This is a genomic window from Paramagnetospirillum marisnigri, from assembly GCF_001650715.1.
Classification (GTDB): Bacteria; Pseudomonadota; Alphaproteobacteria; order Rhodospirillales; family Magnetospirillaceae; genus Phaeospirillum; species Phaeospirillum marisnigri.
Window position 1 is genome coordinate 1 of record NZ_LWQT01000050.1, and the last position, 24918, is coordinate 24918.

A 24918-nucleotide genomic window follows, 5' to 3' on the forward strand; every position below is an offset into this window, starting at 1 on the left:
TGACGCCTCCGGGCGCTACGCACCCTACGCCATCATCCCCAGGCAAAAGCTGCTACACCACTCGACGGGACATGACCGCAACAGGGCAATCGGGTGAAGGAAACATATCCGCTTTCCCCCCTCTCCCGCTTGCGGGAGAGGGGGGGTGAGGGCTTGGTGGCCGCTCGAATAGATGTGGGTTGGCGCGCCGACGCGCGCGCCCTCACCCGTCTCGGCTTCGCCTCGCCACCCTCTCCCGCAAGCGGGAGAGGGAACATTCTCCTTCAAGCGATTGCCCTGCTCATTGCAATTCCATGTCGGGAGGACTAACACTTTCCCACCCATAATGACGGGAAAAATCCCGCCGCCGCCACGCCACCGAGAGGGACGACATGCCGTATACGAGGATAACGCTCACCCATTTCCTGTTGCAGGAACAGCGCCGCCTGGGCGGCTCGGGCTCGTTCACCGCGCTGATGACCGACATCATCTTCGCCTGCAAGATGATCTCCCACGAGGTCAACCGTGGCGCCCTGGCGGGCAATCTGGGGGTCGCCGGGTCCGAGAATGTCCAGGGCGAGGAGCAGAAGAAGCTCGACGTGCTGGCCAATGACATCTTCCTGCACATGAACGCCCTGGGCGGGTCCTATGCGGGCATGGCGTCCGAGGAGCTGGAGGACGTGCACGCGGTGCACGGCGCCGCCGACGGCAAGTATCTGCTGTTGTTCGATCCGCTGGACGGTTCGTCCAATATCGACGTCAACATCTCGGTGGGCAGCATCTTCTCCATCCTGAAGCTGCCCGATGGCGCCAATCCCCACCAGGAAGGCGCCTTCCTGCAGCCCGGCGTCAAGCAGGTGGCGGCGGGGTATGCGCTCTACGGCTCGTCCACCATGATGGTGCTGACCACCGGCAACGGGGTCAACGGCTTCACGCTCGACAACAATGTCGGCATGTTCCTGCTGACCCATCCCAACATGACCATTCCGGCCGAGACCAAGGAATTCGCCATCAATGCCAGCCGCGCCCGTTTCTGGGAACCGCCGGTCAGGCGCTATGTGGAGGAATGCCAGGCGGGCAAGGACGGCCCCCGGGGCAAGGACTTCAACATGCGCTGGGTCGCCTCCATGGTGGCCGAGGTCCATCGCATCCTGTGTCGCGGCGGCGTGTTCCTCTATCCGGCGGATTCCGAGAACATCAAGAAGGGCGGCAAGCTGCGGCTGATGTACGAGGCCAATCCCATGGCCTTCATCGTCGAGCAGGCGGGCGGCGCCGCCACCAGCGGTCGTGGCCGCACCATGGAGGTCCAGCCCACCAGCCTGCATCAGCGGGTGCCGGTGATCCTGGGCTCCAAGGCCGAAGTCGAGCGCATCGACGCCTATCACGCCGAATACGACGGCAAATAAGGCTCAGGCGGAGCGCGGGCGTCCTCGCCCGCCTCTTGCCGTCAGCCCTCCAGCCAGTGCTGGATCAGGGCACGGGAAATGGAATCGCGGCTGGGCAGGAACCGGCCGTGTTCCCCCGGCGCGCTGGCCTCGCCGAAGCGGCTCACCTCGGCGCGGGTGAACCAGCGGGCATCCTCGATCTCGGTGCGGTCTGGATTGGGCTCCTCGCCATCGGCCGTGGCCATGAAACCGATCATCAGCGATGACGGAAACGGCCAGGGCTGGCTGGCGACATAGCGGGCCGAGCGCACCCGGATGCCCGCTTCCTCCCAGACCTCGCGGGCCACCGCCTCCTCCAGGGTCTCGCCGGGCTCGACGAACCCCGCCAGGCAGGAATACATGCCGGGGGCCCAGACCGGCTGGCGCCCCAGCAGGGCGCGGCCCTGGGGGTCGGTCACCAGCACGATGATGGCGGAATCGGTGCGGGGGAAATGCGGGGCGCCGCAGGTGTCATCCGAGCATTTGCCGCAATGGCCGGCATCGGCGACGGTCAGGGGCTGGCCGCAGACCGAGCAAAAGCGGGTGCGCTCGCGCCAGATCAGGATGCCGCGGGCATAGGCCAGCAGGGCCGCATCCTGGCGGGGCAGGGTGCCGCCCGCCGAGCGCAGCATCACCCAGCGCCCCAGGCCCAGGTCGGGGCCATCCTCGGGGGCCTCCAGGCCGGAGATGTCGGCGGCGACCACCGGGGCCTCGCCATCCTGGCCCAGCAGCACCAGGGGCGCCGCCAAGCTGTCGATCAGGCTGCCGACGCTGGCCCAATCGGTCAGCGCGGCCACGGGCGGCTCGCCCGTCACCGGCTGGCGGCCTCGCCAGTACAGGCAGATGCGGGCACCTGGGTGTCGTGCCAGGGCCAGGGGATCGGAAGCGTGGCGGAGCCCATGGGCGCGGTCCAGCTCCAGTCCACCGTAAAGCATGGGATGTCTCATGGCGGGAACCATGACATAACCCCTTGTCCCAAGACCAGAAGAGGATTGCGCTTTGTGTCGCGATGGCGACAATGGCTCAGTGGTCCGATCCCGACGCTTGATTCCCCAAGCATCGGGTGAATCGGCCCACCAATGGATTGAATCGCGGAAACAAATCCAGGATTTGTTTCCACCAGGGTGATGAATGAGTGACGCGCAGTTCATAGTCGATAGCTTGCTGGAGTGCCTCCGCGACGCGGTGATCATCGCGTCGCCGGATGGGGGCGTGCTCCGTCTGGGCAAGGCTTTCGCGACCCTGACCTGTTTCGATGGCGTTGATCCCGATGGTGGGGCCGTTGCCCTGGCCGAGAGCTTGATGCGTGATGCCATGGCGCCAGGTTCGGGCGGGCGCTGGCAGGGCCATGTGCTCTGCGGTGACGGGCGCGAGCGGCCTCTGGAAGTGGTGGTCCTGGCCGTCAACGGGTCGAATGCTTTTCCCAGCCAGTATATCGGTCTGGTGCGCCCCGCCCTGTCCGATCCCATCCTGGCGCCCGCGGTGTCGGAAGCGGCATCCTTCGGCTATGACACGCTGACCGGATTGCCGAATCGCGACCTGTTCATTGATCGCGTGTCGCAGGCTGTTCTGATGGCCAATCGCGTCGGAGGCACCGTCGCCTTGATGCTGATGGGGCTGGATCGGTTTTCCCTGGTCAACGACGCCTTGGGCCATTCGGCGGGCGATCGCCTTCTGGTCGAGGTGGCGCGCCGTCTTCGGACCTGCGTGCGCGAAACCGACACGGCGGTGCGGCTGGACGGGGACAAATTCGCCCTGGTGATGTCCATCGCCGATGTGGATGACAGTGTCATCGTCGCCGAGAAGGTGCTGACTTCGGTCAAGGAGCCATTTCTGCTCGATGGCCAGGAGGTGGTCGCCACCTTCTCCATCGGCATCAGCGTCCTGCCGCTCGATGCCGAGAACGGCGCCCAGCTGACCAATCATGCCGAACATGCCCTGCACCACGCCAAGGTGTCGGGGCGCAACCAGTACCAGTTCTTCTCCAAGGACATGAACCGCAAGGCCAAGTCGCGGCTGGAGCTGGAAACCCGCATGCGCCGTGCCCTGGCCCAGGACGAATTCGTGGTCTACTACCAGCCCAAGGTCTCGGCGGATGCCGACACCATCGTGGGCGCCGAGGCCCTGATCCGCTGGATGGATCCCGAGCGCGGCATGGTCTCGCCCGGCGAATTCATTCCCGTCGCCGAGGAAAGCGGCCAGATCGAGGCCATCGGCAATTGGGTGTTGCTGCATTCCTGCCTGCAGAACAAGGCGTGGCAGGAAGCCGGGCTTACCCCCATCAAGGTGTCGGTCAACGTCTCGGCGCGGCAGTTCCATTCCCGCGCCCTGCTGGATTCGGTGGTCCAGGTGCTCGAACAAACCGGCCTTGACCCCAAATGGCTGGAGCTGGAAATCACCGAAAGCATGCTGATGAACGACGTGGACACGGCGGTGCGGAAAATGAAGGCACTGCGTGACCTGGGGATTGGCCTGTCCATCGACGATTTCGGTACCGGCTATTCGTCCTTGTCCTATCTGGGACGCTTTCCCATCACCACCTTGAAAATTGACCGCGCCTTCATCGCCGACGTTGACACCAACCCCAAGACCGCCGAGATCGCCCGGGCCATCATCGGCCTGTCACGCGGGCTCAATCTGGAAGTGGTGGCCGAGGGCGCCGAGATCGAGGCGCACATTTCCTTCTTGCGCGACAACGGATGTGATACGGTTCAGGGGTTCTATTACTCACGACCGGTTGCCGCCGGGGAGTTCGAGAAGATGATGCGCCAGAAGGTCATGGCGCACGCCTGAGAGCGAAAATACCCCTTGAAGCCAAGGGGCATTTGACCAACGTCAAAGTGACTTTTCATATGCAGTGACACCTTTCATGCCATGGATGACGACGGTGGGGGAGCCGGAGTCAGGCCAAGGAGGGCGTGTCCGATGTCTGGGCCTGTGTCCCGACGTGCATTGTTGACCGGTCGTTCGGCCAAGGCCGAACCCGCACCCGTCGGCGTATCCGAAGATGGAACTCCGCTGGCCCTGGTGGCCGAGCTTGGCGGGGCCTGCATCTCGGTGCAGGGCGTGACCTGCCGTTTGTGCGGCGATCCGTGCGAGCCCGACGCCATTCGCTTCCGCCCGCTGCTGGGGGGGCGCGCCTTGCCTGAGATTTCGAATGAACGCTGCACCGGCTGTGGTGTCTGCGTGTCCGCCTGTCCTGTCGGCGCCCTGTCCATGGCGCCCAGGCCGAGTGCGTGAGAGGAACACCATGCGACTTTCGACATTTGTGAATACCGAGCACGCCAAGCCCAGGGAGCAGATCGAGAACATCTGCGGCGTGCTGGTCCATGTCAAACCCGAGCGCCGACAGTCGGTTCATGACGCCCTTGCCGCCATTTCCGGCGTCGAGATTCACGCCATGACCGATGACGGCAGGATGGTTCTGACCGTCGAGGATGCCGAGGGCATCTGGGCGGGAGCGAAGATCACCAGTTTCCACGACATACCGGGCGTCCTCAGCGTCGCCCTTACCTATCACCATTTTGATTCTGATCTGGAAGGGGAGAGCGTTCCATGAGCCTTACCAGGCGCGACTTCATCAAGGCGAACGCCGTCGCGGCCACTGCCGCCGCCGCCGGTATCGCCATGCCGGCCGTGGCCCAACCAGCCAAGGCCAATATCCGTTGGGACAAGGGTGTCTGTCGCTTCTGCGGCACCGGCTGTGCCGTGCTGGTGGGCGTTCAGGACGGCCGGGTGGTTGCCACCCAGGGCGACCCCGACTCGCCGGTCAACCGTGGCCTCAACTGCATCAAGGGCTACTTCCTGTCCAAGATCATGTATGGCGAGGACCGGCTGACCAAGCCGCTGCTGCGCATGAAGAACGGCAAGTTCGACAAGAACGGCGAATTCACGCCGATCTCGTGGGACCAAGCCTTCGACATCATGGCGGAGAAGTGGAAGGAACAGTTGAAGAAGCCGGACGGCGTCACCCGCGTCGGCATGTTCGGCTCCGGCCAGTGGACCATCTGGGAGGGCTATGCCGCTTCCAAGCTGTACAAGGCCGGTTTCCGCTCCAACAACCTGGACCCCAACGCGCGCCATTGCATGGCCTCGGCGGTGACCGGCTTCATGCGGACCTTCGGCATCGACGAGCCCATGGGCTGCTACGACGATATCGAGCAGACCGACGCCTTCGTGCTGTGGGGCTCGAACATGGCGGAGATGCACCCGATCCTGTGGTCGCGCGTCACCGACCGCCGCCTGACCCACGAGGGTTGCAAGGTCGCGGTGCTGTCCACTTTCGAGCACCGCTCGTTCGAATTGGCCGACCTGCCGGTGGTGTTCACTCCCCAGGGCGATCTGGCGATCCTGAACTACATCTGCAACTACATCATCTCGAAGGGCGCCTATAACAAGGAGTTCATCGAGAAGCACGTGAACTTCAAGAAGGGCGTGACCGATGTGGGCTATGGCCTGCGTCCGACCCACGCGCTGGAAAAGGACCAGGCCAACGCCGCGACGCCGGACAAGTCCGACCCCATCACCTTCGACGAGTTCAAGTCCTTCGTTGCCGAGTACACCGCCGAAAAGGTGTCGAAGATTTCTGGCGTGCCGGTGGAGAAGCTGGAAGCCCTGGCCAAGATCTACGCCGATCCCAAGGTCAAGGTGGTCTCGTTCTGGACCATGGGCTTCAACCAGCACACGCGCGGCACCTGGGTCAATAACATGATCTACAACGTGCACCTGCTGATGGGGAAGATCTCCGAGCCGGGCAACAGCCCGTTCTCGCTGACCGGCCAGCCCTCGGCCTGCGGCACGGCGCGCGAGGTGGGCACCTTCGCCCATCGCCTGCCCGCCGACATGGTGGTCATGAACGACAAGCACCGCCAGATCACCGAGGAGATCTGGAAGGTTCCCGCCGGGACCATCAATCCCAAGATCGGCTATCACGCCGTGTTGCAGCACCGCATGCTGAAGGACGGCAAGCTCAACGCCTATTGGGTGATGTGCACCAACAACATGCAGACCGCCCCCAACATGAACGAGGAGGGATATCCGGGCTACCGCAATCCCGCCAATTTCGTGGTGGTGTCCGATCCCTATCCTACCGTCACCGCCTTGTCGGCAGACCTGATCCTGCCCACCGCCATGTGGATGGAAAAGGAAGGCGCCTATGGCAATGCCGAACGCCGGACCCAGTTCTGGCGCCAGCAGGTCAAGGCTCCGGGCGAGGCCCGCTCCGATCTGTGGCAGCTGATGGAATTCTCCAAGCGCTTCAAGATCGAGGAAGTGTGGCCGGAGGAACTGATCGCCAAGAAGCCGGAAGTCAGGGGCAAGACCCTGTTCGATGTGCTGTTCAAGAACGGCCAGGTGGACAAGTTCCCGCTGGCCGAGCTTCAGGCCGGGTTCGAGAACGACGAGTCCAAGGCCTTCGGCTTCTATGCCCAGAAGGGCCTGTTCGAGGAATACGCCGCCTTCGGCCGCGGCCATGCCCACGATCTGGCGCCGTTCGAAGTCTATCACAAGGCCCGCGGCTTGCGCTGGCCGGTGGTGGACGGCAAGGAGACCCTGTGGCGCTTCCGCGAGGGCTATGACCCCTATGTGAAGGCGGGCGAGGGCGTGAAGTTCTATGGCAAGCCCGATGGCAAGGCCTGGATTTTCGCGCTGCCCTACCAGCCCGCCGCCGAAAGCCCGGACAAGGACTACGACCTGTGGCTGTCCACCGGCCGTGTCCTGGAACACTGGCATTCCGGCTCCATGACCCGACGCGTGCCCGAACTGCACAAGTCGGTGCCTAACGCCGTGCTCTACATGCACCCCAATGACGCCGCCAAGCGTGGTCTGCGCAACGGCGACGTGGTCAAGGTGGCGAGCCGGCGCGGCGAGGTGACCACCCGCATCGACACCCGTGGCCGCAACAAGCCGCCGGAAGGGCTGGTGTTCATGCCGTTCTTCGACGAAAGCCAGTTGGTCAACAAGCTGACCCTCGACGCCACTTGCCCGATCTCGAAAGAGACCGACTACAAGAAGTGCGCCGTCAAGGTGATGAAGGCTTAAGGCAGCTCTCTCGTCTCGTCATTCCCGCGCAAGCGGGAATCCATGTCGGCCGCATTCCGGTGATGTCGACATGGACCCCCGCCTTCGCGGGGGTGACGAGGGAGGAAAGGGAATTTAGATGGCGACGCAACGCGACAGCGCACAGACACCGAACCGGCGGGCGATGCTCACCGGTGCGGTTCGGGGTGCCTGCGCGTTGGGCGTTTTGGGCAGCCTGTTGGCCTTGCCCTCGCGCAAGAAGGCCGAGGCGGTGGCGCTGCGCCCGCCCGGCGCCATCGCCGAGAAGGATTTCGCCGCCGCCTGCGTGCGCTGCGGCTTGTGCGTCAAGGATTGCCCCTATGACACGCTGAAATTGTCGGATAGGGGCGACGGCCCGACCCTGGGCACGCCGTTCTTCAACGCTCGGGCGGTGCCCTGCGAGATGTGCGAGCGGATTCCCTGTGTCGCCGCCTGCCCGACCGGGGCGCTGGACAAGGGCCTGACCGATATCAACAACGCCAAGATGGGCGTGGCGGTGCTGGTGGGCCAGGAGACCTGCCTGAACTTCCTCGGCCTGCGCTGCGATGTCTGCTACCGGGTCTGTCCGCGCATCGGCGAGGCCATCACCCTGGAGCTGTCCCACAACGCGCGCACCGCCAAGCACGCCTTTTTCATTCCCACCGTCCACTCGGCCAAATGCACCGGCTGCGGCAAGTGCGAGAAGGCCTGCGTGCTGGACGAGGCCGCCATCAAGGTGCTGCCCCATGCCCTGGCCTCCGGGCAGTTGGGCAAGCATTACCGGCTGGGCTGGGAAGAGAAGAAGAAGGCGGGCGGCTCGCTGGTGGAGCCCAGCCCCGAGGTCCAGGTGCGTGGCATGGAAGGGGTCGAGATGACCCCCGGCGGCACCTACAAGCTTGAAAAGCGTCCCGATGGCGGCTTGAAGGAGTTCAAGCCATGAGCCGCCCCGGCATCCATCATCCCGGCGCTTCCGCCGTGGCCGCCAAGGGCTGGGTCCAGGCCAACAAATGGCTGCTGGCCCGTCGGCTGTCCCAGGCGCTGGTGGTGGCGGTGTTCCTGACCGGGCCGCTGTGGGGCGTGTGGATCGCCAAGGGCACCCTGGCGTCGAGCCTGACCCTCGGCATCCTGCCGCTGACCGATCCGCTGATGGTGCTGCAGGGCCTGTTGGCGGGTCATCTCATGACCGCGACGGCCCTGCTGGGCGCCGCCATCGTGCTGGGCTTCTATGTCCTGGTGGGCGGGCGGGTCTATTGTTCCTGGGTCTGCCCGGTCAATGCCGTCACCGATCTCGCCCACTGGCTGCGCCTGCGCCTCGGCATCGAAAAGGGCCTCAACCTCAACCGCGACACCCGTTTCTGGCTGCTGGGCGGCGTGCTGGTCGCCGCGGCTGCCACCGGCACCATCGCCTGGGAGGCGATCAACCCGGTGACCGTGCTCCATCGCGGGCTGGTGACCGGTTCCATCCTCGGCCTGGGTTCTGCGGCGCTGGTGACGGCGGCGGTGTTCCTGTTCGACCTGGGCGTGGCCGCGCGCGGCTGGTGCACCCATCTCTGCCCGGTCGGCGCCTTCTATGGCCTGATCGGCCGTGCCGCCGTTTTGCGCGTCACTGCCGTGGACCGCGCCGCCTGTGACGATTGCATGGACTGCTTTTCCGTCTGCCCCGAACGCCATGTGATCGCCCCCGCCTTGCGCGGCGCGGCCAAGGGGGTGGGGCCGGTGATCCTGTCGGCGGACTGCACCAATTGCGGCCGCTGCATCGATGTGTGTTCCAAGACCGTGTTCCGGTTCGGCACCCGTTTCCGCAACGCTCCCACCGATGCCCCGACGGGCTCGGCCGAGGCGGATGCGGCGGCGCCCCCGGCCAAGGTCGCGTGATGATATCGACGAGCCGATGACGCGGCTTGCCGAATTGAAATTGAGTTCTGGAAGGGGAGTGACCGCAGTGAAGACAAAGATCAAGGCAATCGCCCTCGCGCTGGCCCTGGCGCTTGGATTTGGTGTCCTGGGATCGGCCGTGGTGGCCAGCGAGGTCAAGTCGCTGAGGCCGACCGAGGCCAGCCAGCCCGACGCGCCGCCCGCCATCTACAAGGTGATGGAGGGGACCAAGCACGACCGCGCCTATCGCCAGCAGCCGCCGCTGGTGCCGCATCAGACCGACAAATACGAGATCGACCTCAAGGTCAACCAGTGCCTGCGCTGCCACGAATGGCCCTATAGCGACCAGGAAAAGGCGCCGAAAATCTCCGACCTGCATTATCTCGACCGCAACGGCGTCCGCCAGGACACCGTCAACGGCAACCGCTATTTCTGCAAGCAGTGCCATGTGCCGCAGGCCGAAGCCAAGCCGTTGGTGGAAAACAAGTTCCAGCCCGCCACGCTGAACACCAATCTCCGCTAGAGGCAGGGAAGGAACGGGTCATGAGCAACGATAACTCGGCCGAGGGCAAAGGCCTGCTGCGCGGCTTGTGGGCGACGCTCTCCAAGCCCACGTCGAAATGGTCGCTGGGCGCGCTGCTGGTGGTGGGCTTCGTGGGCGGCGTCGTCTTCTGGGGCGGTTTCAATACCGTCCTGGAACTGACCAATACCGAGACCTTCTGCCTCAGCTGCCACGAGATGGAGCAGAACGTCTATCGCGAGTACCGGGGCACCATCCACGATTCCAACCGCTCGGGCGTGCGGGCCACCTGCCCGGATTGCCATGTGCCGCGTCCGTGGATCTACAAGATCCAGCGCAAGATCCAGGCCTCGAACGAGGTGTGGCACAAGCTGCTGGGCACCATCGACACCCGCGAGAAGTTCGAGGCCAAGCGCCTGGAACTGGCCAAGCACGAATGGGCCCGGATGAAGGAAACCGATTCCCGCGAGTGCCGCAACTGCCACAATTTCAGCGCCTTCGACCTGACCCGGCAGCAGGCCCGCGCCCGCAACCGCCATGCCGAAGCCGAGCAACAGGGCAAGACCTGCATCGATTGCCACAAGGGCATCGCGCACCAACTGCCCGCCGGGGCCTTCAAGGCCGAGCGCGAACTGAACGAATCCCTAGGGAGCCCGCCCAAGCCTTAGGGACCAAGGTTTGGGCAACCCTGCCACACTGGGCCTCCCGCGACTCCCCGGGAGGCCCATCTTTTTTCCGTGAAATATTTGTTGCGGCAGGCGCGTTCGCGATATCGTGGCGATATCGGATTTATTCAGCTATTTCATGGATGTCCCCGGTCCTGGGTCTTGGGAACCGACTGATTTCAAGGGGATTTTATCAAATATCCCAACAAATCCGGGCCGAACGTCATTTGACCTTCCTCCCGGGCGGTCGCATGATTCCGCCATCGCGAGCGTAGGGCGAACCGTCCTTCGCTTCATCGTCAGGAGGGATACCATGGACAGGCTCGCCAATACCGTGATTCCGTTTCCGGCCGGATCGCATCATGGGCTGCGCTGGCTGGCCCTCAGCCTCGGCAATGGAGCGCGGCTGGCCGAGGACGCCCTCAGCGGTGTTGCCCGCGACAGCAACGAGATTTCTGATCATGGCGAGAGCCTTGGCGGCCTTGCCGCCGATCTTGACGCGTTGGTCCAACGCATGGCCAGCCTGGAACATCGCATCGGTGTCGTCGCCGATCTGGCCGCGCGCATGGCCCTGGCTAAGTAGCACCGCCATGCTGCATCGCAGCAAATTCACTGTTTCTTAATCTCCTTCCGGGGGCGGGTTTGGCATCATGCCGGTTCCGGCTGTGTGCCGAAGCTTCACCCGCTCCCCGGAGGATGCGATGTTCACCCAGTTGCGTATCGGTCCCAGGCTTGCCGTTCTCGTCGCCACGATGATCCTGGTGCTGGTGGTTTGTGTCGGCATCGGCCACTGGGCCATGGGGCGGATCAACCACAGCCTCGGAACCGTCTATGACGACCGGACCGTGCCGCTGGTTCAGTTGGGGAATATCGAGCGTGCCCTGTTCACGATCCAGACCAGCCTTCCCAGGGCATGGCGGCAGGACGGGAGCGATATCGCCGGGCTCAAGCGTGAAATCGCTGAAAAGGACCAGGCCATCGACGCCGAGTGGAAGGCGTATATGGCCACCTATCTGACGCCCGAGGAAAAGGGTATTGCCGCGGATATCGAACACAGGCTGGCGACCTATCGCGGCGAGAAGCAGCGGGTGATGGCCATGATCGAGGCGGGCGACATGGCGGCGGCTCGGGCCCAGGCTATTGGCCCCGCCACCGAGGCCTTCAATCTGCTCGACAAGGCCCTGGTCGCGGATATCGCCCTGCAGGACAGGGTGGCCCGCGAGGAGCACGACAATGGCGAGCAACTGTTCATCGCCGCCTCCACGGCCAATCTGATCATCGCCGGCTTGGGCTTGGCTCTTTCCTTGGTTCTGGCCCTGTCCATCGTCCGCTCCATCACAGTCCCTGTCCGCACCATGGTCGCGGCGATGACGGAACTGGCTGGCGGCAATACCAATGTCGAGGTCCCGGGCAGCGACCGGGTCGACGAGATTGGCGACATGGCCAAGTCCGTCGATGTGTTCAAGCGCAACGCCATCGAGCGCAACCGGCTTGAAGCCGAGGAACTGGCTTCCCGCCGTCGCCGCGAGGCCAGGCAGGTCGCCATGGAGACCATGTCGCGGGATTTCGACAAGGCGGTTTCGGACCTGCTGAAGGATGTGTCCGAGGCAGCCCGACACATGCGCGACACCGCGCGGGCCATGACGGCGAATGCCGAGGAAACCCAGCGCCAGAGCGCGGCTGTCTCCGCCGCCACCGGGCAGGCCAGTGCCAATGTCAGCACCATCGCGGCCGCCAGCAACCAATTGGTGGCCTCCATCAACGAAATCAGCATTCAGGTCAGTCGGGCCGCCGCCATTTCCTCGACAGCTGCCTCGGATGCCACCGCCACCAACGACAAGATGTCGAGTCTGGCCGACGCCGCCAGCAGGATCGGAGAAGTGGTCCGTCTGATCTCCGATATCGCCAGCCAGACCAATCTGCTGGCCTTGAACGCCACCATCGAGGCGGCGCGGGCTGGGGATGCGGGCAAGGGCTTCGCGGTGGTGGCCAACGAGGTCAAGCACCTGGCCAATCAGACCGCCAAGGCCACGGAAGAGATTGCCAACCAGATCGGGGCGATCCAGACCGAAACCATCGAGGCGGTGGACTCCATTCGCCGGATTACATCGGTGATCGGCGAGATCAGTGAAATGTCCTCGGCCATCGCCGGGGCGGTGGAGGAACAGGGCGCGGCCATGCAGGAGGTGGTCCGCAATGTCGAGCAGGCCGCCATCGGCACTGAGGAAGTGGCTCGCAACATCACCCAGGTGGTCGATGCCGCCGACAATACCGGACGGATGGCGGCGGGGGTCGAGGCGGCCGCCGGAACACTGTCCGGTCAGAGCGAGACCCTGCGCGGCTCGGTCGAGACCTTCCTGTCCGGTGTCAAGGCCGCCTGATCAGATTCTGGGTCACTCGGCCCGGGGGGTCACTCGGCCCGGGTGACCCGGTCGCGCCCGGCATCCTTGGATGCGTATAGCGCGTGGTCGGCGCGGGCAAACAACTGGTCGATGGTTTCGTCGCCACGACACTCGGCCACGCCGAAACTGGCGCTCAGGTGAATGTCTTGGCCACCCATCCGTGGCGGCCGCAGGGCGGCCACGGCCTGGCGCAAGCGCTCGGCCAGCGCCAGCGCGGCGGTGAGGCCGGTTTCGGGCAGCAGGATGCCGAATTCCTCTCCGCCCATGCGGCCGATCATGTCCTCGGACCTGACCATTTCGGCGCAGGCCTTGGCCGTCAGCCGCAGGACCTCGTCGCCCATGGCGTGCCCATGGCGGTCGTTGACCGCCTTGAAATGGTCGATATCCATCATGATCAGCGAAAAGACGGTGCCATGCCGGCGCATGCGGGCCAGTTCAGCCTCGCACCGGGTCATGAACTGGCGGCGGTTGGCGACACCGGTCAAATAATCGGTGGTGGCCATATGCGCCAGGGTGATCTCCAGATCCTTGCGCGCGGTGATGTCGACGATGGTGGCGAGGTCCGACGGGTCGCCGTTATAGGTGACGGGTACCATGGATACCAGGACCCACAGGATACGGCCGTCGCGGGTCCGCAACCGGACTTCATGATCCTTCAGGGTTCCCTGGGCGTGATAGGCCTCCTGCAGGCGGGTGCGTTCGGCGGGGTCGGCGTAGAAATCGAGGGCGGGGGCGCCGATCATGTGCTCGACATCGTCCCCCATCAGCAGCCCCGCCGGTGGGTTGACATAGACGATCAACGCATCGGAACGCCGGGTCAGCGACATGGGAACCGGGGCGTTGTCGAGGATGACCCGCAGCCGTTCCTCGCTGTCGCGCAGTTCTCGGGTGCGTTGCGTCACCCGCTGTTCCAGATTGGCGGCCAGGGTACGCAGTTCGTCGTTCAACCTGGCGCTTTCCACCGCGTTGACGATGCTGGCCGACAGCAGCTCGACGAAATGGACCCGCTCGGGGGTGAAGATGCCGGCGGCGGCATCGTTTTCCAGAAATACCGCGCCCACCACCTGCCCCTGACGTTTCAGGGCCGCGCAGAGGAGGGAACGCGCCTGGGTCGCGGCCACATACGATTCCGAGCCCCATTCGGGGTCGAGATGGGCATCGTCGAGCAGCAGGCTTTGGCCGGTGGCCAGCACGGTGCGGATCAGCCCGGTCGGCACCCGCGTTCCGGCGCTGTCGAGGGCGATGCCCGTGGTGGTGCCAGGGGTTCCATCCTCGGCGGCGGTTTCGGCCGCCAGACGCCAGCCGTTTCCATCCGCCAGGATGACCACGGCGCGGCGCGCCCCGGCATTCTCGTTCATGACCCGGACCAGTCCGTCCAGCAGCCGCATCAGGCTGGTTTCGGCGGTGATGGTTTCAACGGCCTTCATCAGGCTGGCCAGATCGACCACATTGCCGCCCAAGGACTTGCTGCCCGGCCGCAAGCTCTGGGTTTCCACTGTCACCGGCAAGACGGTGTCGGCAATGGCCGGAGCCCCCCAGTGCAGGAAATGCAAGCGGGCCTCGGCCAGGGTCTGCGACACCAGCGGCAAGCGTTGCTCCTGGCGGAAAGTGCCGTGCAGCCAGGCGGCGATGCCCGCGTCGAGATGCAGGCCCGCCTCGCCCCCGGCGGCAAGCTCGGCCTGACGATACAGGGCGCAGACGGCATCGGCGGGTTCGCCCCGGAACCGGGCGATCTCGGCCATCAGAATCAGGCGCTTGGCGGCGAAGGCCGTGGGGTTGACCTCGTAGACCCGAGTCACATGCTCCAATGCCCGTCCGGCGTCGGCCAGGGCCACTTCGGGGGGCAGGGGGGGCGTTTGGCGCAGTTCGGATACGGCGCGGCAGAACACCACCCAGGGCACAACATGCATGCCGGGACCGCCAGGGAACAGCTTTTCCGCCGCCAGCCCCCAGTCGCTCGCCTGGGAGAACCGTCCGGCCAGGAAGTGCATCAGGCAGCGCCAGGCATTGAGGAACAGCAGCCCGGTCATGTCCTTGCGCTTCTCGCAGGTTTCGGCCAGGGCGCGGGCGGAGAAGCGGGCACTTTCCAGCGGTTCGTCGGGCAGCGATTCCTGCTGAAGTTCCACCGTCATCTCCAGCAGGGCCTCGACCCATTCCCGGGCCACGGGCTGACGGATGCGCTTCAGGATGACGGCGTGTTCGCTGAACTGGGCCGTCAGTTGTGGCACGGCCACGCCCGCCAGCAAGGCATGATAGTCATGGATGAAGAGGCTGAGCCCGGCATGGCGCAGATTGCCGAATTCCAGGCCGTTGCGGTGTGCCTCCATCAGCGCGGGCAAAGTGACGGCCACGGACTCTCGCCAGTGGCGCACGAAGGTGTTGAAGGTGAAGGCGGTATGGGCGAACACATGGTGCCAGCCATGCCGTTCCACCAGTTGCAGCGACATATGCCCCAGCCGGGAGGCGAAATCGTATTCGCCCAGAAGTTCCTGGCACATCATGCCGAACACGGAATAGGCGGGGATCGATGCCGCCACGGGGCCGGCGCTCATCATCATGCGCACGGGCAGAACCGTGAGCTGCGGCACCAGCGAGGGCCGCACGATATAGGCGGCCGCGGTCATCTTGGTGATGATGGACAACTGCGGCGCCGAGGCGGGATCGAGCATGGGCGGGCGCTCGGCCAGGGTGTCCAGGCCCATGGCGTCCATATCTGTCTTCAACTCGCGTACCATCCGGGCCACGTCGTCGGGTCCGTTGATCGGGGGCAGCTTCACCTCGATCATGGCCAGGATCTCAAGGCCAAGATCCACGGTCTCGACCAACTGGCCCGATGTGTAGAAGGCCTCGATGCGGACTTCCAGCAGCCTGGCCTTTTCCTGGGGGGTGACGGCATGGGACAGTCCGGTTTCCACCAGCAGGTTCATGCGCTCGGTCCGGCCCGCCAGATAGGCCATGCGGGCGCCGTGGACATGCAGCGCCATCACCTGGGTGGGATGGTCCCGCCAGCGGGAGTCGGGCAACAGCCGCAACGCCTGGTCGGCGTAGTCGGCCGCCAGGTCGAAGGCCGCCGCCGCCGAGGCCAGGTGGGATGCGTGGGAATTCATTTCAGCGAGGCGCGAACGCTCGTGCCGGTCAATCATGAAGGCAATGCCCGCGTTCAGGTGGTTGACCACCTCGAACGGCACCGGCTCGTCCTGGGGCACCCGCGACAGCAGCAGGCGACCGATGCGCAGATGGCGCCGGGGACGGTCCGCCACGTCAATCAGGCCATAGGCGGCTTCCTGGACCCGGTCATGGGCGAAGACATAGGCGATCCCGGCATCCGGCGAGACTGTCTGGCCGAGACGGGCGGCATAGCGATAGCTGGAACTGGCGGGATAGATCAACCGCGCCTCAAGGGCGGGGCGCAGCGACAGCGCCACCTCGTCGGCGGGCCAGTCCAGGGCGGTTACCAGGGAGTCCAGGTCAAATCCGGCCCCCAGCATGGCGGCGGTGGTCAGGGTCTCGCGGGTCGCCTCGGGCAGCCGGCGTAGTTGGGCCAGCATCAGCGTGACCACATTGTCGGCCATGCCCTGCTTGCCGATTTCCTCGGTCGACCATGTCCAGGCCTGCATCGCCGCATCGAAGCGCAGCAGGTTGCGCTGGTACAGATCCTCGATGAAACGGCGCAGGAAGAATGGATTGCCGCCGGTCTTGGCGTGGCACAGGGCGGCCAGTTCCTCCAGCACCGGCCCAGTGCCGCAGGCCAGGGAATCGGCCAGCATCGCGGCGGCATCCGCCTGGGACAGGGGGCCGACCGCCAGATGGTGGTGACGCTCTCCCAGCTCCGCGAAGTCGGCCAGGTCCTGGGCAAAGGGATGGCCGGGGGGAACCTCGTTGTCGCGATAGGCCACCACCACCAGCACATGGCGCATGGCGGTGTCGAAGGCCAGTTCCTTGAGCAGGCGGCGCGAGGCACGGTCGGCCCATTGCACGTCGTCCAGGAACAGAGTCAGCGGTTCGGCTTCGTCGGCCAGCGCCGCCAGGGCGAGAACCATGGTCCGCAGGAAGCGGTTCTCGGATTCCAGCGGTCCCAGTGTGGCGACGGGGCTGGTTTCCCCCAGGACGCGGCCCAATTCGGGAACGGCATCGGCCACCAGCCGGGCATTGCCTTCCAGCCCCCGGGCCAGTCGCTTGCGCCAGCGTAGGCGAGCGGGGCCGGGCAGGGCCAGGATCTGGCGCCCGCGCTGCCCCATGGCGGCGATGAAGGCGCCATAGGGAATGTGCTGGCCGTATTGATTGAACTTGCCCCGGATGAAGCTGCCGCGCTGGGCCAGCAGCGACCGCTGGGCCTGATGCACCAGGGCGGTCTTGCCGATGCCCGAAAAGCCGCCGATGGTGAGCAGCCGCGACAATCCGGTGGCGGCCGCCTCGAACTGGTTGGCGATGACCTCTGCCTCGGCCTCGCGGCCATAGAGATGGCCGGACAGATGGAACTGGCGCTGGGAATCGCCGTCACCGGGAATGAAACCGGCCAGCGAGCCGCCATGGGCCAGGGCATCGCGGCAGGCTTCCAGGTCGCGCGCCAGCGACTCATGGGTCTGATAGCGGCTTTCCGGCTCCTTGGACAGCAGACGGGCGATGATCCGCGACACGGCGGGCAGCAGGTCGGTGCGATAGCTCAGGGCATCGGGGGGGTGGCGGGCGAGATGGGCGTGGACCGCCTCGGCGGCGTCGATGAAGCTGAAAGGGGCGCGGCCGGTGACCATTTCGAACAGGACGGCGCCCAAACCGTAGAAATCGGCGCGGTAGTCCACGTCACGATTCATGCGTCCGGTCTGTTCTGGCGCCATATAGGCCAGAGTGCCTTCCAGTTCCTCGGGACGGACCAGCGCCTGGCGCTCGGATTCCATCTCGGAAGAAATTCCGAAATCGATCAGCTTCACCACGCCATCGGCGGTGATCAGGATATTGCCCGGGGCGACGTCCTTGTGGATCAGATGCGCCCCATGCACGGCTCGCAGGGCGTCGAGAACCGCCAGGGCGATTTCCAGGCTGCGCTCCTGGGCCAGGGGACCGGACCGAAGCAGATGCCGCAAGGAGGTGGCGCCTTCGTCGGGCATGGTGATGAACAGGCGGCCGCCGATGCCGTCCAGGTTCTGCGGATGGACGATGTGGGGATGGCGCAGGCGGCGGGCCAGATCGTACTCATGACGGAAGCGGCCAATTTCGCGCGCGCTGGGGCGTTCGGTCCGGAGCAGCTTCAGCACCACCCGGCGCTGGTCGGACTGGACGGCGCGGACCACCCAGGATCGGGAATTGGCGTGCAGACATTCGGTGACCGTGGCTCCGGCGACCTGATCGCCCGGTTCCCACCCTCGCTCCGTATCGGTGACGCTCACACCCGGTCCTCTGACTTTAGACAACAACGGACAGTATTCCGTGCCTTGCGACGATTGTCCATGAACCACAGCGAGTGACAGGGCGGATCGGAGAGGGATTGACTTCCCCCATGGGTGTGGTGGATTCGATGTCCCGGAGGGACCAACCATGAAGCGCCTGTTCCTGTTCGGCCTGCTGGCTCTGGCGGCCTGCGGCGACGAGCCCGCCCCTATCTACGGCTATGTCGAGGGCGATTTCGTTCGGGTCGGCCTGCCCGTGGCCGGGCGGGTGACGGAGGTCGCGGTGGAAAGGGGACGCCAGGTCCGGGCGGGCGAGCGCCTGTTCGCCCTGGAGGATCGGGCCGAACAGGCGGCGGTGGCCGAGGCCATGGCCCGGCTGGACCAGGCCCGCGCCGTCCGCGACAACCTGCTGACCGGCAAGCGCGTCCTGGAAATCCAGGCCATGGAGGCGCAGAAGGCCCAGGCCGAGGCCGATTTGCGCCTGTCCGAGGTTCAGTGGCGCCGCCAGAGCGACCTGATCCGCACCGAGACCACTTCGCGCTCGGCCCTGGACAATGCCCGCTCGGTTCTGGAGCGCAATCGGGCGCGGGTGGCGGAATTGACCGCGCAGTTGGGATTCGCCAGGGAAGGCGGGCGCTCGGCCGAGATCGCCGCCGCCGATGCGTCCGTCGAGGCCGCCGCTGCCGCCCTGGCCCAGGCGGAATGGCGCCTGTCCAAGCGGGTGGCCGAGGCCCCGGTGGCGGCACTGGTGGAGGATGTGCTGTTCCGTGTCGGCGAGGATGTGGGGCCGGGCCAGCCGGTGGTGAGCCTGCTGCCGCCGGGTAATGTGGTGCTGCGCTTCTATCTGGGGCCGGAACGGCTGGGCCGACTGGCGCCCGGCGCCCGGCTGAATGTGTCGTGCGATGGCTGCCCGGCGGGTTTGGTCGCCACGGTCAGCTTCGTCGCGCGCGAGGCGGCCTATGCCCCGCCGGTGATCTATTCCCGCGACAACAAGGACAAGCTGGTCTTCCTGGTGGAGGCCAGGCCGGTGGAGCCCAGCGACCGCCTGCGCCCGGGTCAGCCCGTTACCCTGGCCATCGCCCCCGCACAGGCGGCGCCATGACCCCGGACATCGCCATCCAGGTCAGGGGCCTGACCAAGGCCTTCGATAGCAGGGTGGTGGTGGATGACCTGTCGCTGTCGGTGCCGGGCGGGCGCATCATGGGCTTTCTCGGCCCCAACGGCTCGGGCAAGACCACCACCATCCGCATGCTGTGCGGCTTGCTGACCCCCGATGGCGGCGGCGGCACCTGTCTTGGCCTCGACATCGTCACCCAGGCCCATGCCATCAAGCGGCAGGTGGGCTATATGACCCAGCGCTTTTCGTTCTACGAGGATCTGTCCATCCTCGAGAACCTGGACTTCGTCGCCCGCATCTACGGGATCGACGACCGCAAGCGGCGCATCGCCGAATCGCTGGAACGGCTGGGGCTGGCCGAGCGCAGGAAGCAGCTGGCCGGGGAATTGTCGGGCGGCTGGAAGCAGCGCCTCGCCCTGGCCGCCTGCATCCTGCACCAGCCGCGGCTGCTGCTGCTGGACGAGCCCACCGCCGGGGTCGACCCCAAGGCCCGGCGCGAGTTCTGGGAGCAGATTCACACCCTGGCCGCCGACGGGCTGACGGTGCTGGTCTCTACCCATTACATGGACGAGGCCGAGCGCTGCCACGAGATCGCCTATATCGCCTATGGCAAGCTGCTGGCCACCGGCACGGTGGAGCAGGTGGTGGCGGGGGCGGGGTTGACCACCTTCACCGCCCAGCCCAATGCTCCGGGCGCCCTGGTGACCGATCTGGCCCGCCAGTTGGCCGGTTTGCCGGGGGTGGAACTGATCGCGCCCTTTGGCGCCGCCCTGCATGTGGGCGGGGCTGACCGTGCCGCCCTCACCGCCAGTCTGGCGCCGTTCCTGACCGGGCGGGGCTTCGCCTGGAACGAGGACGTCGCCACCTTGGAGGATGTCTTCATCCACCTGATGGGGCGTTCGCGCGACAATTTCGGACGCGGGGGAGCGGAATGACGTCGCTGGGTTTCTCGTGGCGGCGCACCTTCGCCATGATGATCAAGGAATTCGTCCAGATGCGCCGCGACCAGCTGACCTTCGCCATGATGGTCGGCATACCGCTGCTGCAACTGGTGCTGTTCGGCTTCGCCATCAACTCCGATCCCAGGCGGCTGCCCACGGCGGTGCTGGACGCCGATCACGGCACTTTCGGACGCGCCATACTGGCCGCCATGCAGGCCTCCAACTATTTCGAGATCACCGGCACCGTGGCGGGCGAGGCCGAGGCGGAGCAATTGCTGGCCGAGGGCAAGGTGCAGTTCGTCATCAGCATTCCCGCCGATTTCAGCCGTAAGGTGGCGCGCGGCGATCGTCCGGCGCTGCTGGTGGAGGCAGACGCCACCGATCCCGCCGCCACTTCCGGCGCCCTGGCGGCGCTGGCCGAGGTGTCGCGCCACGCCCTGGACCGCGACCTGTCCGGCCCGCTGGCCAGCCTGAAGCCGCCGCCGCCGCCGGTGGATCTCCGGCTGCACCGCCGCTACAACCAGGAGGGCAATACCCAATACAACATCGTTCCGGGCCTGATGGGGGTGGTGCTGACCATGACCATGGCCATGATGACGGCCCTGGCGGTCACGCGCGAGCGCGAGCGCGGCACCATGGAGAACCTGCTGGTGATGCCGGTCCGGCCCATGGAGGTGATGCTGGGCAAGATCGCGCCCTATGTCGTGGTGGGATATATCCAGGTGGCGGTGATCCTGGTTTCGGCCCGCCTGATCTTCCAGGTGCCCATCGTCGGCAGCCTGACCCTGCTGACCTCGGCCAGCGTGGTGTTCATCGCCGCCAATCTGGCCATCGGCTTCACCTTCTCCACCATCGCGAAGAATCAGATGCAGGCCATGCAGATGAGTTTCTTCTTCTTCCTGCCCTCGATCCTGCTGTCGGGCTTCATGTTCCCGTTCCGGGGCATGCCCGGCTGGGCCCAGACCCTGGGCGAACTGCTGCCGTTGACCCATTTTCTGCGGGTGGTGCGCGGCATCATGCTCAAGGGCAACGGCCCGGCCGAGATCGCGGGCGAGGTTGGCGCCATGGCGCTGATCCTGGTGGTGGTCAGCATCATCGCCATGGTGCGATACCGGGAAACCCTGGACTGATCAGGCGGCGGCGGCGACCGTGATGCCCCATTTCGGCGAGGCGATCTCCCAGCCGGGGCCGACCGGCTTGTAGCCGTGTTCCAGGTAGTAGTGGGCGGAGGCCTTGTTGATCATGAACATCAGGAACAGGTTGCTGAGGCCGAAGGTCACGACGCTCAGAACCAGCCAGATGAGTCCGTGCACCGGCATGCCGCGGAAGAAATAGACGAAGCCACCGAAAAAGAAAGCGGTCCAGGAAAAGCCGACCTTGACCTGACGGGTCAGGCCAGCATCGTTCTGCATGCTGACAATCATGTCTTACCCCCTGAGGTATGAAACAGGGGGAAGACTATGTCACCTTTGGAAGGGCGAGTCGAGTTGTCGGCACTCAGGCCCGGCCGCGCTCGATCTCGATGCCCACCGAGGCCGCCTCGGCGTAGACATCCAGCTTCTCGACCCGGATACGGGTGGTTTCCACCCGTTCGTCGGACAGGCAGAGCTCGGCGATCTTTTCCGCCAGGGTCTCAACCAGATTGATGTGACCATCGGCCAGCAGGGTCTTGATGCCGTCGATGACATCCTCGTAGGACACCACATTGGCGATGTCGTCGCACAGCGGCCCGGCCTGTTCCAGCACGCTCATATCCACGTTGATGCGCACCCGCTGGGGCGCCAGCAGTTCATGGGCATGGATGCCGATGGAGCATTTCAGCACCAGATCGCGCACCAGGATGCGATAAAGGCGGCCAGCCGGGGCCTCGCCCGAGCCGGTTTCCATTTGCTTGCGCTGCACGAACACGATCATCTGATCCTTGAGGCGAGGACGACGGCAGGTCATAGCGCGCCGCTTGCGTCGGGCGCAAGGGCTATAGCGGTCCCAGCAACCGGATATCGCCGTCATCGGGTAGGGCGGCCAGAAGTTGGGTGACGTTGCGTCCCAGCAGGGGATGGACGATCCCGCCCGCGATCTCGGCCAGGGGGGCCAGGGCGAAGCGCCGCTCGGCCAGCCGGGGGTGGGGCAGGGTAAGTTCGTCCGTATCCATCACCACCTCGCCATGGAACAGGATGTCCAGGTCGATCAGGCGCGGGCCATAGCGGACCGAGGCCACCCGGCCCAACTCGTCCTCCAGCCGCTTCAGGGCGCGCAGCAGCTCCAGCGGCGCCAGGGTCGTGGTGCCCCCCACCGCCATGTTGAGGAAGGCGGGCTGGTCGGTGACGTAAAGCGGCGCCGTCTCCCACAGGCTGGAGACGGCGGTGATCTCCATCACGCCCTTGAGGGCGGCGATGGCGGCGCGCAGATTGGCGGCCCGATCGCCCAGATTGGTGCCGAGCCCGAGATAGACGGTATGCATCAGGCGATGATGTCGGGGATCAACTGGTTTTCCAGCCGGGCGATCTCGTCCTTCAGCGACAGCTTGCGCTTCTTCAGGCGCTGCAGGCGCAACTGGTCGAACGGCAGTTCTTCCGAGACGCGCGATATCACGTCGTCGAGATCGCGGTGCTCGGTCTTGAGCAGGGCGAGTTGACGGCGCACATCTTCAAGGGTGTCATCGATCATGGCGGGACAAGAACATCAAAGGAGGTTAGACGGTAGCAGAACTCGGCCGGAAACGGTATGGATAAGGTAGGGATGACTGGAGAAGATCATATGTCGGCAAAGCGCATCGGTATTCTGACCAGTGGCGGCGACTGCGCCGGTCTCAACGCGGCCTTGCGCGCGGTGGTGCATCGCGCCATCCGCAATTACGGCTGGCGGGTGTTCGGCATCCGCGACGGCAGCATGGGACTGATGGACCGGCCGCTCAATTTCGTGGAATTCGACCTGTCGCTGGTGACCGGGGACATGTTGCGTCTGGGTGGTACCATCCTGGGGACCATCAACAAGGGTGATCCCTTCGCCTATCCCATGCCCGACGGCAGCGTGAAGGACCGCTCGCAGGACTTCGTCGACGGCTACAAGGAGCTTGGCATCGAGGCCTTGATCGTCATCGGCGGCGACGGTTCCATGCGCATCCTCAACAATCTGTGCCGCAAGGGCGGCATTCCCATGGTCGGCATTCCCAAGACCATCGACAACGACGTCGCCCATACCGACTACGCCATCGGCTTCGCCACCGCGCTGAACGTGGCGGGCGAGGCCATCGACCGCCTGGCCCCCACGGCGGCCAGCCATCATCGCGTCATGATCCTGGAGGTCATGGGGCGCGACGTGGGGCACATCGCCATCAATGCCGGCATCGCCGGAGGCGCCGACGTGGTGCTGATTCCGGAAATTCCGTATACGTTGGAAGGCATCGCCAAGAAGATCGCCGAGGTCAGCGACGAGGGCCGCAACCATGCCCTGCTGGTGGTGGCCGAGGGCTGCAAGACCGAGACCGGCCAGTCGGTGACCACCGTCCAGACCGGCGGCGAGGCCCGTTATGGCGGCATCGGCCAGTATCTGGCCGCCCGCCTGGGCGATCTGGTCAAGGCCGAGACCCGCGTCACCGTGCTGGGCCATGTCCAGCGCGGCGGCATGCCCTCCATGCGCGACCGCATCATCGCCTCGGCCTTCGGCGTCTATGCCGTCGATCTGATCGCCCAGGGCAAGCTGGGACGCATGGTGGCGTGGCAGCATGGTCAGGTCACCGATGTTCCCATCTCCGACGTGGCGGGGCTGACCCGGGCCATCGACCCCTACGGCACCCTGGCCGAAACCGCGCGCGGTCTCGGCATCTATATCGGCGAGATGTAGGAAAGGGCACGGCCATGTCGCTGTGGGGACCCAGCAAGACGGTGATGGTGACGGCGGATCAGGCCTTGCCCGGCCGCGATGCGGACATGCCGGTGCCTGAACGCCATCACGTGCTGGAGACCTTCCTGAAGCCGCCCTTTCCCGAAGGGGTCGAGGTGGCGGTGTTCGGCATGGGCTGTTTCTGGGGGGCGGAACGGCTGTTCTGGAAGGCGCCCGGTGTCTATTCCACCTCGGTGGGCTATGCCGGGGGCTTCACTCCCAATCCGACCTACGAGGAGGTCTGCACCGCGCGGACCGGCCATACCGAGGCGGTGATGGTGGCGTTCCATGCCGATGCCACCAATTTCTCCGCCATGCTCAAGCTGTTCTGGGAGGGGCACAACCCCACCCAGGGCATGCGCCAGGGCAATGACGTGGGGACCCAGTACCGTTCCGCCATCCTGACCACTTCCGATGAGCAGAGCCGACTGGCCCAGGAAAGCCGCGACGCCTTCCAGGCGGTCCTGGCCAAGGCGCGCTTTGGGGCCATCACCACCGAGATCGCGCCTCTGGGGCGGTTCTTCTGGGCCGAGGGCTACCATCAGCAGTATCTTGCCAAGAATCCCGGCGGATATTGCGGCCTTGGTGGGACCGGCCTTCGCCTCGGATGATCTTTCTATAATTTAACTTACTATTGCGTGTTGTTGCGCCGCGAGATATCCTCTTGTCCTTGCCGTCGTGCCCGGCGGCCAG

General features: G+C 65.4%; 22 protein-coding genes. 16 read left to right on the forward strand and 6 right to left on the reverse strand.

The genetic code is table 11. The features are described 5' to 3' along the window. Positions 1 to 371 precede the first annotated feature (371 nt). A complete protein-coding gene (locus A6A04_RS08825) occupies positions 372 to 1385 on the forward strand; it encodes a class 1 fructose-bisphosphatase (protein WP_068492004.1) in 1014 nt (337 codons plus the stop codon). A gap of 41 nt (positions 1386 to 1426) precedes the next feature. Here A6A04_RS08825 and nudC read toward each other — a convergent pair whose 3' ends face one another. Then, on the reverse strand, positions 1427 to 2338 hold the full coding sequence (nudC, locus tag A6A04_RS08830) for an NAD(+) diphosphatase (RefSeq protein WP_245651136.1): 912 nt from the start codon (positions 2336 to 2338) through the stop codon (positions 1427 to 1429). 196 nt (positions 2339 to 2534) lie between these two features. On the opposite strand from nudC, the gene A6A04_RS08835 reads away from it, so the two are divergent. From A6A04_RS08835 to A6A04_RS08880, 10 genes are all read left to right on the forward strand, one after another. After that, positions 2535 to 4196, forward strand: a complete 1662-nt coding sequence (locus A6A04_RS08835) for a putative bifunctional diguanylate cyclase/phosphodiesterase (protein WP_068492006.1) — start codon at positions 2535 to 2537, stop codon at positions 4194 to 4196. A gap of 162 nt (positions 4197 to 4358) precedes the next feature. After that, on the forward strand, positions 4359 to 4643 hold the full coding sequence (locus tag A6A04_RS21615) for a 4Fe-4S binding protein (protein ID WP_245651137.1): 285 nt from the start codon (positions 4359 to 4361) through the stop codon (positions 4641 to 4643). Between the two features lie 10 nt (positions 4644 to 4653). Then, a complete protein-coding gene (locus A6A04_RS08845) occupies positions 4654 to 4962 on the forward strand; it encodes a chaperone NapD (protein WP_068492007.1) in 309 nt (102 codons plus the stop codon). Continuing rightward, a complete protein-coding gene (gene napA, locus A6A04_RS08850; protein ID WP_068492009.1) occupies positions 4959 to 7442 on the forward strand; it encodes a nitrate reductase catalytic subunit NapA in 2484 nt (827 codons plus the stop codon). Before A6A04_RS08845 ends, napA begins: the two co-directional genes overlap by 4 nt. Positions 7443 to 7560: 118 nt before the next feature. After that, on the forward strand, positions 7561 to 8379 hold the full coding sequence (gene napG, locus A6A04_RS08855) for a ferredoxin-type protein NapG (protein ID WP_068492011.1): 819 nt from the start codon (positions 7561 to 7563) through the stop codon (positions 8377 to 8379). Further along, positions 8376 to 9314 (forward strand): quinol dehydrogenase ferredoxin subunit NapH, encoded by a 939-nt coding sequence (gene napH, locus A6A04_RS08860; RefSeq protein ID WP_068492013.1) that lies wholly within the window; start codon positions 8376 to 8378, stop codon positions 9312 to 9314. The genes napG and napH overlap by 4 nt, the downstream gene beginning before the upstream one ends. Positions 9315 to 9381: 67 nt before the next feature. After that, positions 9382 to 9837: a nitrate reductase cytochrome c-type subunit gene (locus A6A04_RS08865; RefSeq protein ID WP_068492014.1), complete on the forward strand. Its 456-nt coding sequence runs from the start codon at positions 9382 to 9384 to the stop codon at positions 9835 to 9837. A 20-nt stretch (positions 9838 to 9857) separates the two neighbouring features. Further along, complete coding sequence (locus tag A6A04_RS08870) at positions 9858 to 10502, forward strand: NapC/NirT family cytochrome c (RefSeq protein ID WP_068492016.1); 645 nt, start codon at positions 9858 to 9860, stop codon at positions 10500 to 10502. Between the two features lie 310 nt (positions 10503 to 10812). After that, complete coding sequence (locus tag A6A04_RS08875; protein WP_068492017.1) at positions 10813 to 11082, forward strand: hypothetical protein; 270 nt, start codon at positions 10813 to 10815, stop codon at positions 11080 to 11082. Positions 11083 to 11200: 118 nt separating this feature from the next. Then, positions 11201 to 12880: a methyl-accepting chemotaxis protein gene (locus A6A04_RS08880; RefSeq protein WP_068492019.1), complete on the forward strand. Its 1680-nt coding sequence runs from the start codon at positions 11201 to 11203 to the stop codon at positions 12878 to 12880. Between the two features lie 29 nt (positions 12881 to 12909). Here the strand turns inward: A6A04_RS08880 and A6A04_RS08885 are convergent, their stop codons facing one another. Beyond that, positions 12910 to 18285 (reverse strand): diguanylate cyclase, encoded by a 5376-nt coding sequence (locus tag A6A04_RS08885; RefSeq protein ID WP_068492021.1) that lies wholly within the window; start codon positions 18283 to 18285, stop codon positions 12910 to 12912. Positions 18286 to 18433: 148 nt separating this feature from the next. Here A6A04_RS08885 and A6A04_RS08890 point away from each other — a divergent pair, with 148 nt between their 5' ends. The 3 genes from A6A04_RS08890 to A6A04_RS08900 are packed head-to-tail and all read left to right on the forward strand — an operon-like array spanning position 18434 to position 21473. After that, on the forward strand, positions 18434 to 19387 hold the full coding sequence (locus A6A04_RS08890; protein WP_068492023.1) for an HlyD family secretion protein: 954 nt from the start codon (positions 18434 to 18436) through the stop codon (positions 19385 to 19387). Beyond that, positions 19384 to 20337, forward strand: coding sequence for an ABC transporter ATP-binding protein (locus A6A04_RS08895; RefSeq protein ID WP_068492025.1), 954 nt, complete (start codon positions 19384 to 19386; stop codon positions 20335 to 20337). The genes A6A04_RS08890 and A6A04_RS08895 overlap by 4 nt, the downstream gene beginning before the upstream one ends. Further along, positions 20334 to 21473, forward strand: coding sequence for an ABC transporter permease (locus tag A6A04_RS08900; protein ID WP_068492026.1), 1140 nt, complete (start codon positions 20334 to 20336; stop codon positions 21471 to 21473). Before A6A04_RS08895 ends, A6A04_RS08900 begins: the two co-directional genes overlap by 4 nt. On the opposite strand, the gene A6A04_RS08905 is transcribed toward A6A04_RS08900, so the two are convergent. From A6A04_RS08905 to A6A04_RS08920, 4 genes are all read right to left on the reverse strand, one after another. Beyond that, positions 21474 to 21767 (reverse strand): hypothetical protein, encoded by a 294-nt coding sequence (locus A6A04_RS08905; protein ID WP_068492028.1) that lies wholly within the window; start codon positions 21765 to 21767, stop codon positions 21474 to 21476. It abuts the gene before it with no gap. 73 nt (positions 21768 to 21840) lie between these two features. Beyond that, positions 21841 to 22257: a dihydroneopterin aldolase gene (locus tag A6A04_RS08910; protein WP_322096816.1), complete on the reverse strand. Its 417-nt coding sequence runs from the start codon at positions 22255 to 22257 to the stop codon at positions 21841 to 21843. Between the two features lie 61 nt (positions 22258 to 22318). Further along, positions 22319 to 22804, reverse strand: coding sequence for a 2-amino-4-hydroxy-6-hydroxymethyldihydropteridine diphosphokinase (gene folK, locus A6A04_RS08915; RefSeq protein WP_068492030.1), 486 nt, complete (start codon positions 22802 to 22804; stop codon positions 22319 to 22321). Continuing rightward, positions 22804 to 23010, reverse strand: coding sequence for a YdcH family protein (locus A6A04_RS08920; protein WP_068492032.1), 207 nt, complete (start codon positions 23008 to 23010; stop codon positions 22804 to 22806). Before A6A04_RS08920 ends, folK begins: the two co-directional genes overlap by 1 nt. 90 nt (positions 23011 to 23100) lie before the next feature. Here A6A04_RS08920 and A6A04_RS08925 point away from each other — a divergent pair, with 90 nt between their 5' ends. Beyond that, positions 23101 to 24186: an ATP-dependent 6-phosphofructokinase gene (locus A6A04_RS08925; RefSeq protein WP_156612538.1), complete on the forward strand. Its 1086-nt coding sequence runs from the start codon at positions 23101 to 23103 to the stop codon at positions 24184 to 24186. Between the two features lie 14 nt (positions 24187 to 24200). Further along, entirely contained in the window at positions 24201 to 24836 is a 636-nt protein-coding gene (msrA, locus tag A6A04_RS08930; protein ID WP_068492036.1) for a peptide-methionine (S)-S-oxide reductase MsrA, read from the forward strand. The last annotated feature ends 82 nt before the right edge of the window (positions 24837 to 24918 follow it).

Bases quoted from the DNA above. Each gene is read 5' to 3' on its own strand.
- A6A04_RS08825 (WP_068492004.1), top strand. From the start codon at position 372: ATGCCGTATACGAGGATAACGCTCACCCATTTCCTGTTGCAGGAACAG.
- nudC (WP_245651136.1), bottom strand. From the start codon at position 2,338: ATGCTTTACGGTGGACTGGAGCTGGACCGCGCCCATGGGCTCCGCCAC.
- A6A04_RS08835 (WP_068492006.1), top strand. From the start codon at position 2,535: ATGAGTGACGCGCAGTTCATAGTCGATAGCTTGCTGGAGTGCCTCCGC.
- A6A04_RS08845 (WP_068492007.1), top strand. From the start codon at position 4,654: ATGCGACTTTCGACATTTGTGAATACCGAGCACGCCAAGCCCAGGGAG.
- napA (WP_068492009.1), top strand. From the start codon at position 4,959: ATGAGCCTTACCAGGCGCGACTTCATCAAGGCGAACGCCGTCGCGGCC.
- napG (WP_068492011.1), top strand. From the start codon at position 7,561: ATGGCGACGCAACGCGACAGCGCACAGACACCGAACCGGCGGGCGATG.
- napH (WP_068492013.1), top strand. From the start codon at position 8,376: ATGAGCCGCCCCGGCATCCATCATCCCGGCGCTTCCGCCGTGGCCGCC.
- A6A04_RS08870 (WP_068492016.1), top strand. From the start codon at position 9,858: ATGAGCAACGATAACTCGGCCGAGGGCAAAGGCCTGCTGCGCGGCTTG.
- A6A04_RS08875 (WP_068492017.1), top strand. From the start codon at position 10,813: ATGGACAGGCTCGCCAATACCGTGATTCCGTTTCCGGCCGGATCGCAT.
- A6A04_RS08880 (WP_068492019.1), top strand. From the start codon at position 11,201: ATGTTCACCCAGTTGCGTATCGGTCCCAGGCTTGCCGTTCTCGTCGCC.
- A6A04_RS08890 (WP_068492023.1), top strand. From the start codon at position 18,434: ATGAAGCGCCTGTTCCTGTTCGGCCTGCTGGCTCTGGCGGCCTGCGGC.
- A6A04_RS08895 (WP_068492025.1), top strand. From the start codon at position 19,384: ATGACCCCGGACATCGCCATCCAGGTCAGGGGCCTGACCAAGGCCTTC.
- A6A04_RS08900 (WP_068492026.1), top strand. From the start codon at position 20,334: ATGACGTCGCTGGGTTTCTCGTGGCGGCGCACCTTCGCCATGATGATC.
- A6A04_RS08905 (WP_068492028.1), bottom strand. From the start codon at position 21,767: ATGATTGTCAGCATGCAGAACGATGCTGGCCTGACCCGTCAGGTCAAG.
- A6A04_RS08910 (WP_322096816.1), bottom strand. From the start codon at position 22,257: ATGATCGTGTTCGTGCAGCGCAAGCAAATGGAAACCGGCTCGGGCGAG.
- folK (WP_068492030.1), bottom strand. From the start codon at position 22,804: ATGCATACCGTCTATCTCGGGCTCGGCACCAATCTGGGCGATCGGGCC.
- A6A04_RS08920 (WP_068492032.1), bottom strand. From the start codon at position 23,010: ATGATCGATGACACCCTTGAAGATGTGCGCCGTCAACTCGCCCTGCTC.
- A6A04_RS08925 (WP_156612538.1), top strand. From the start codon at position 23,101: ATGTCGGCAAAGCGCATCGGTATTCTGACCAGTGGCGGCGACTGCGCC.
- msrA (WP_068492036.1), top strand. From the start codon at position 24,201: ATGTCGCTGTGGGGACCCAGCAAGACGGTGATGGTGACGGCGGATCAG.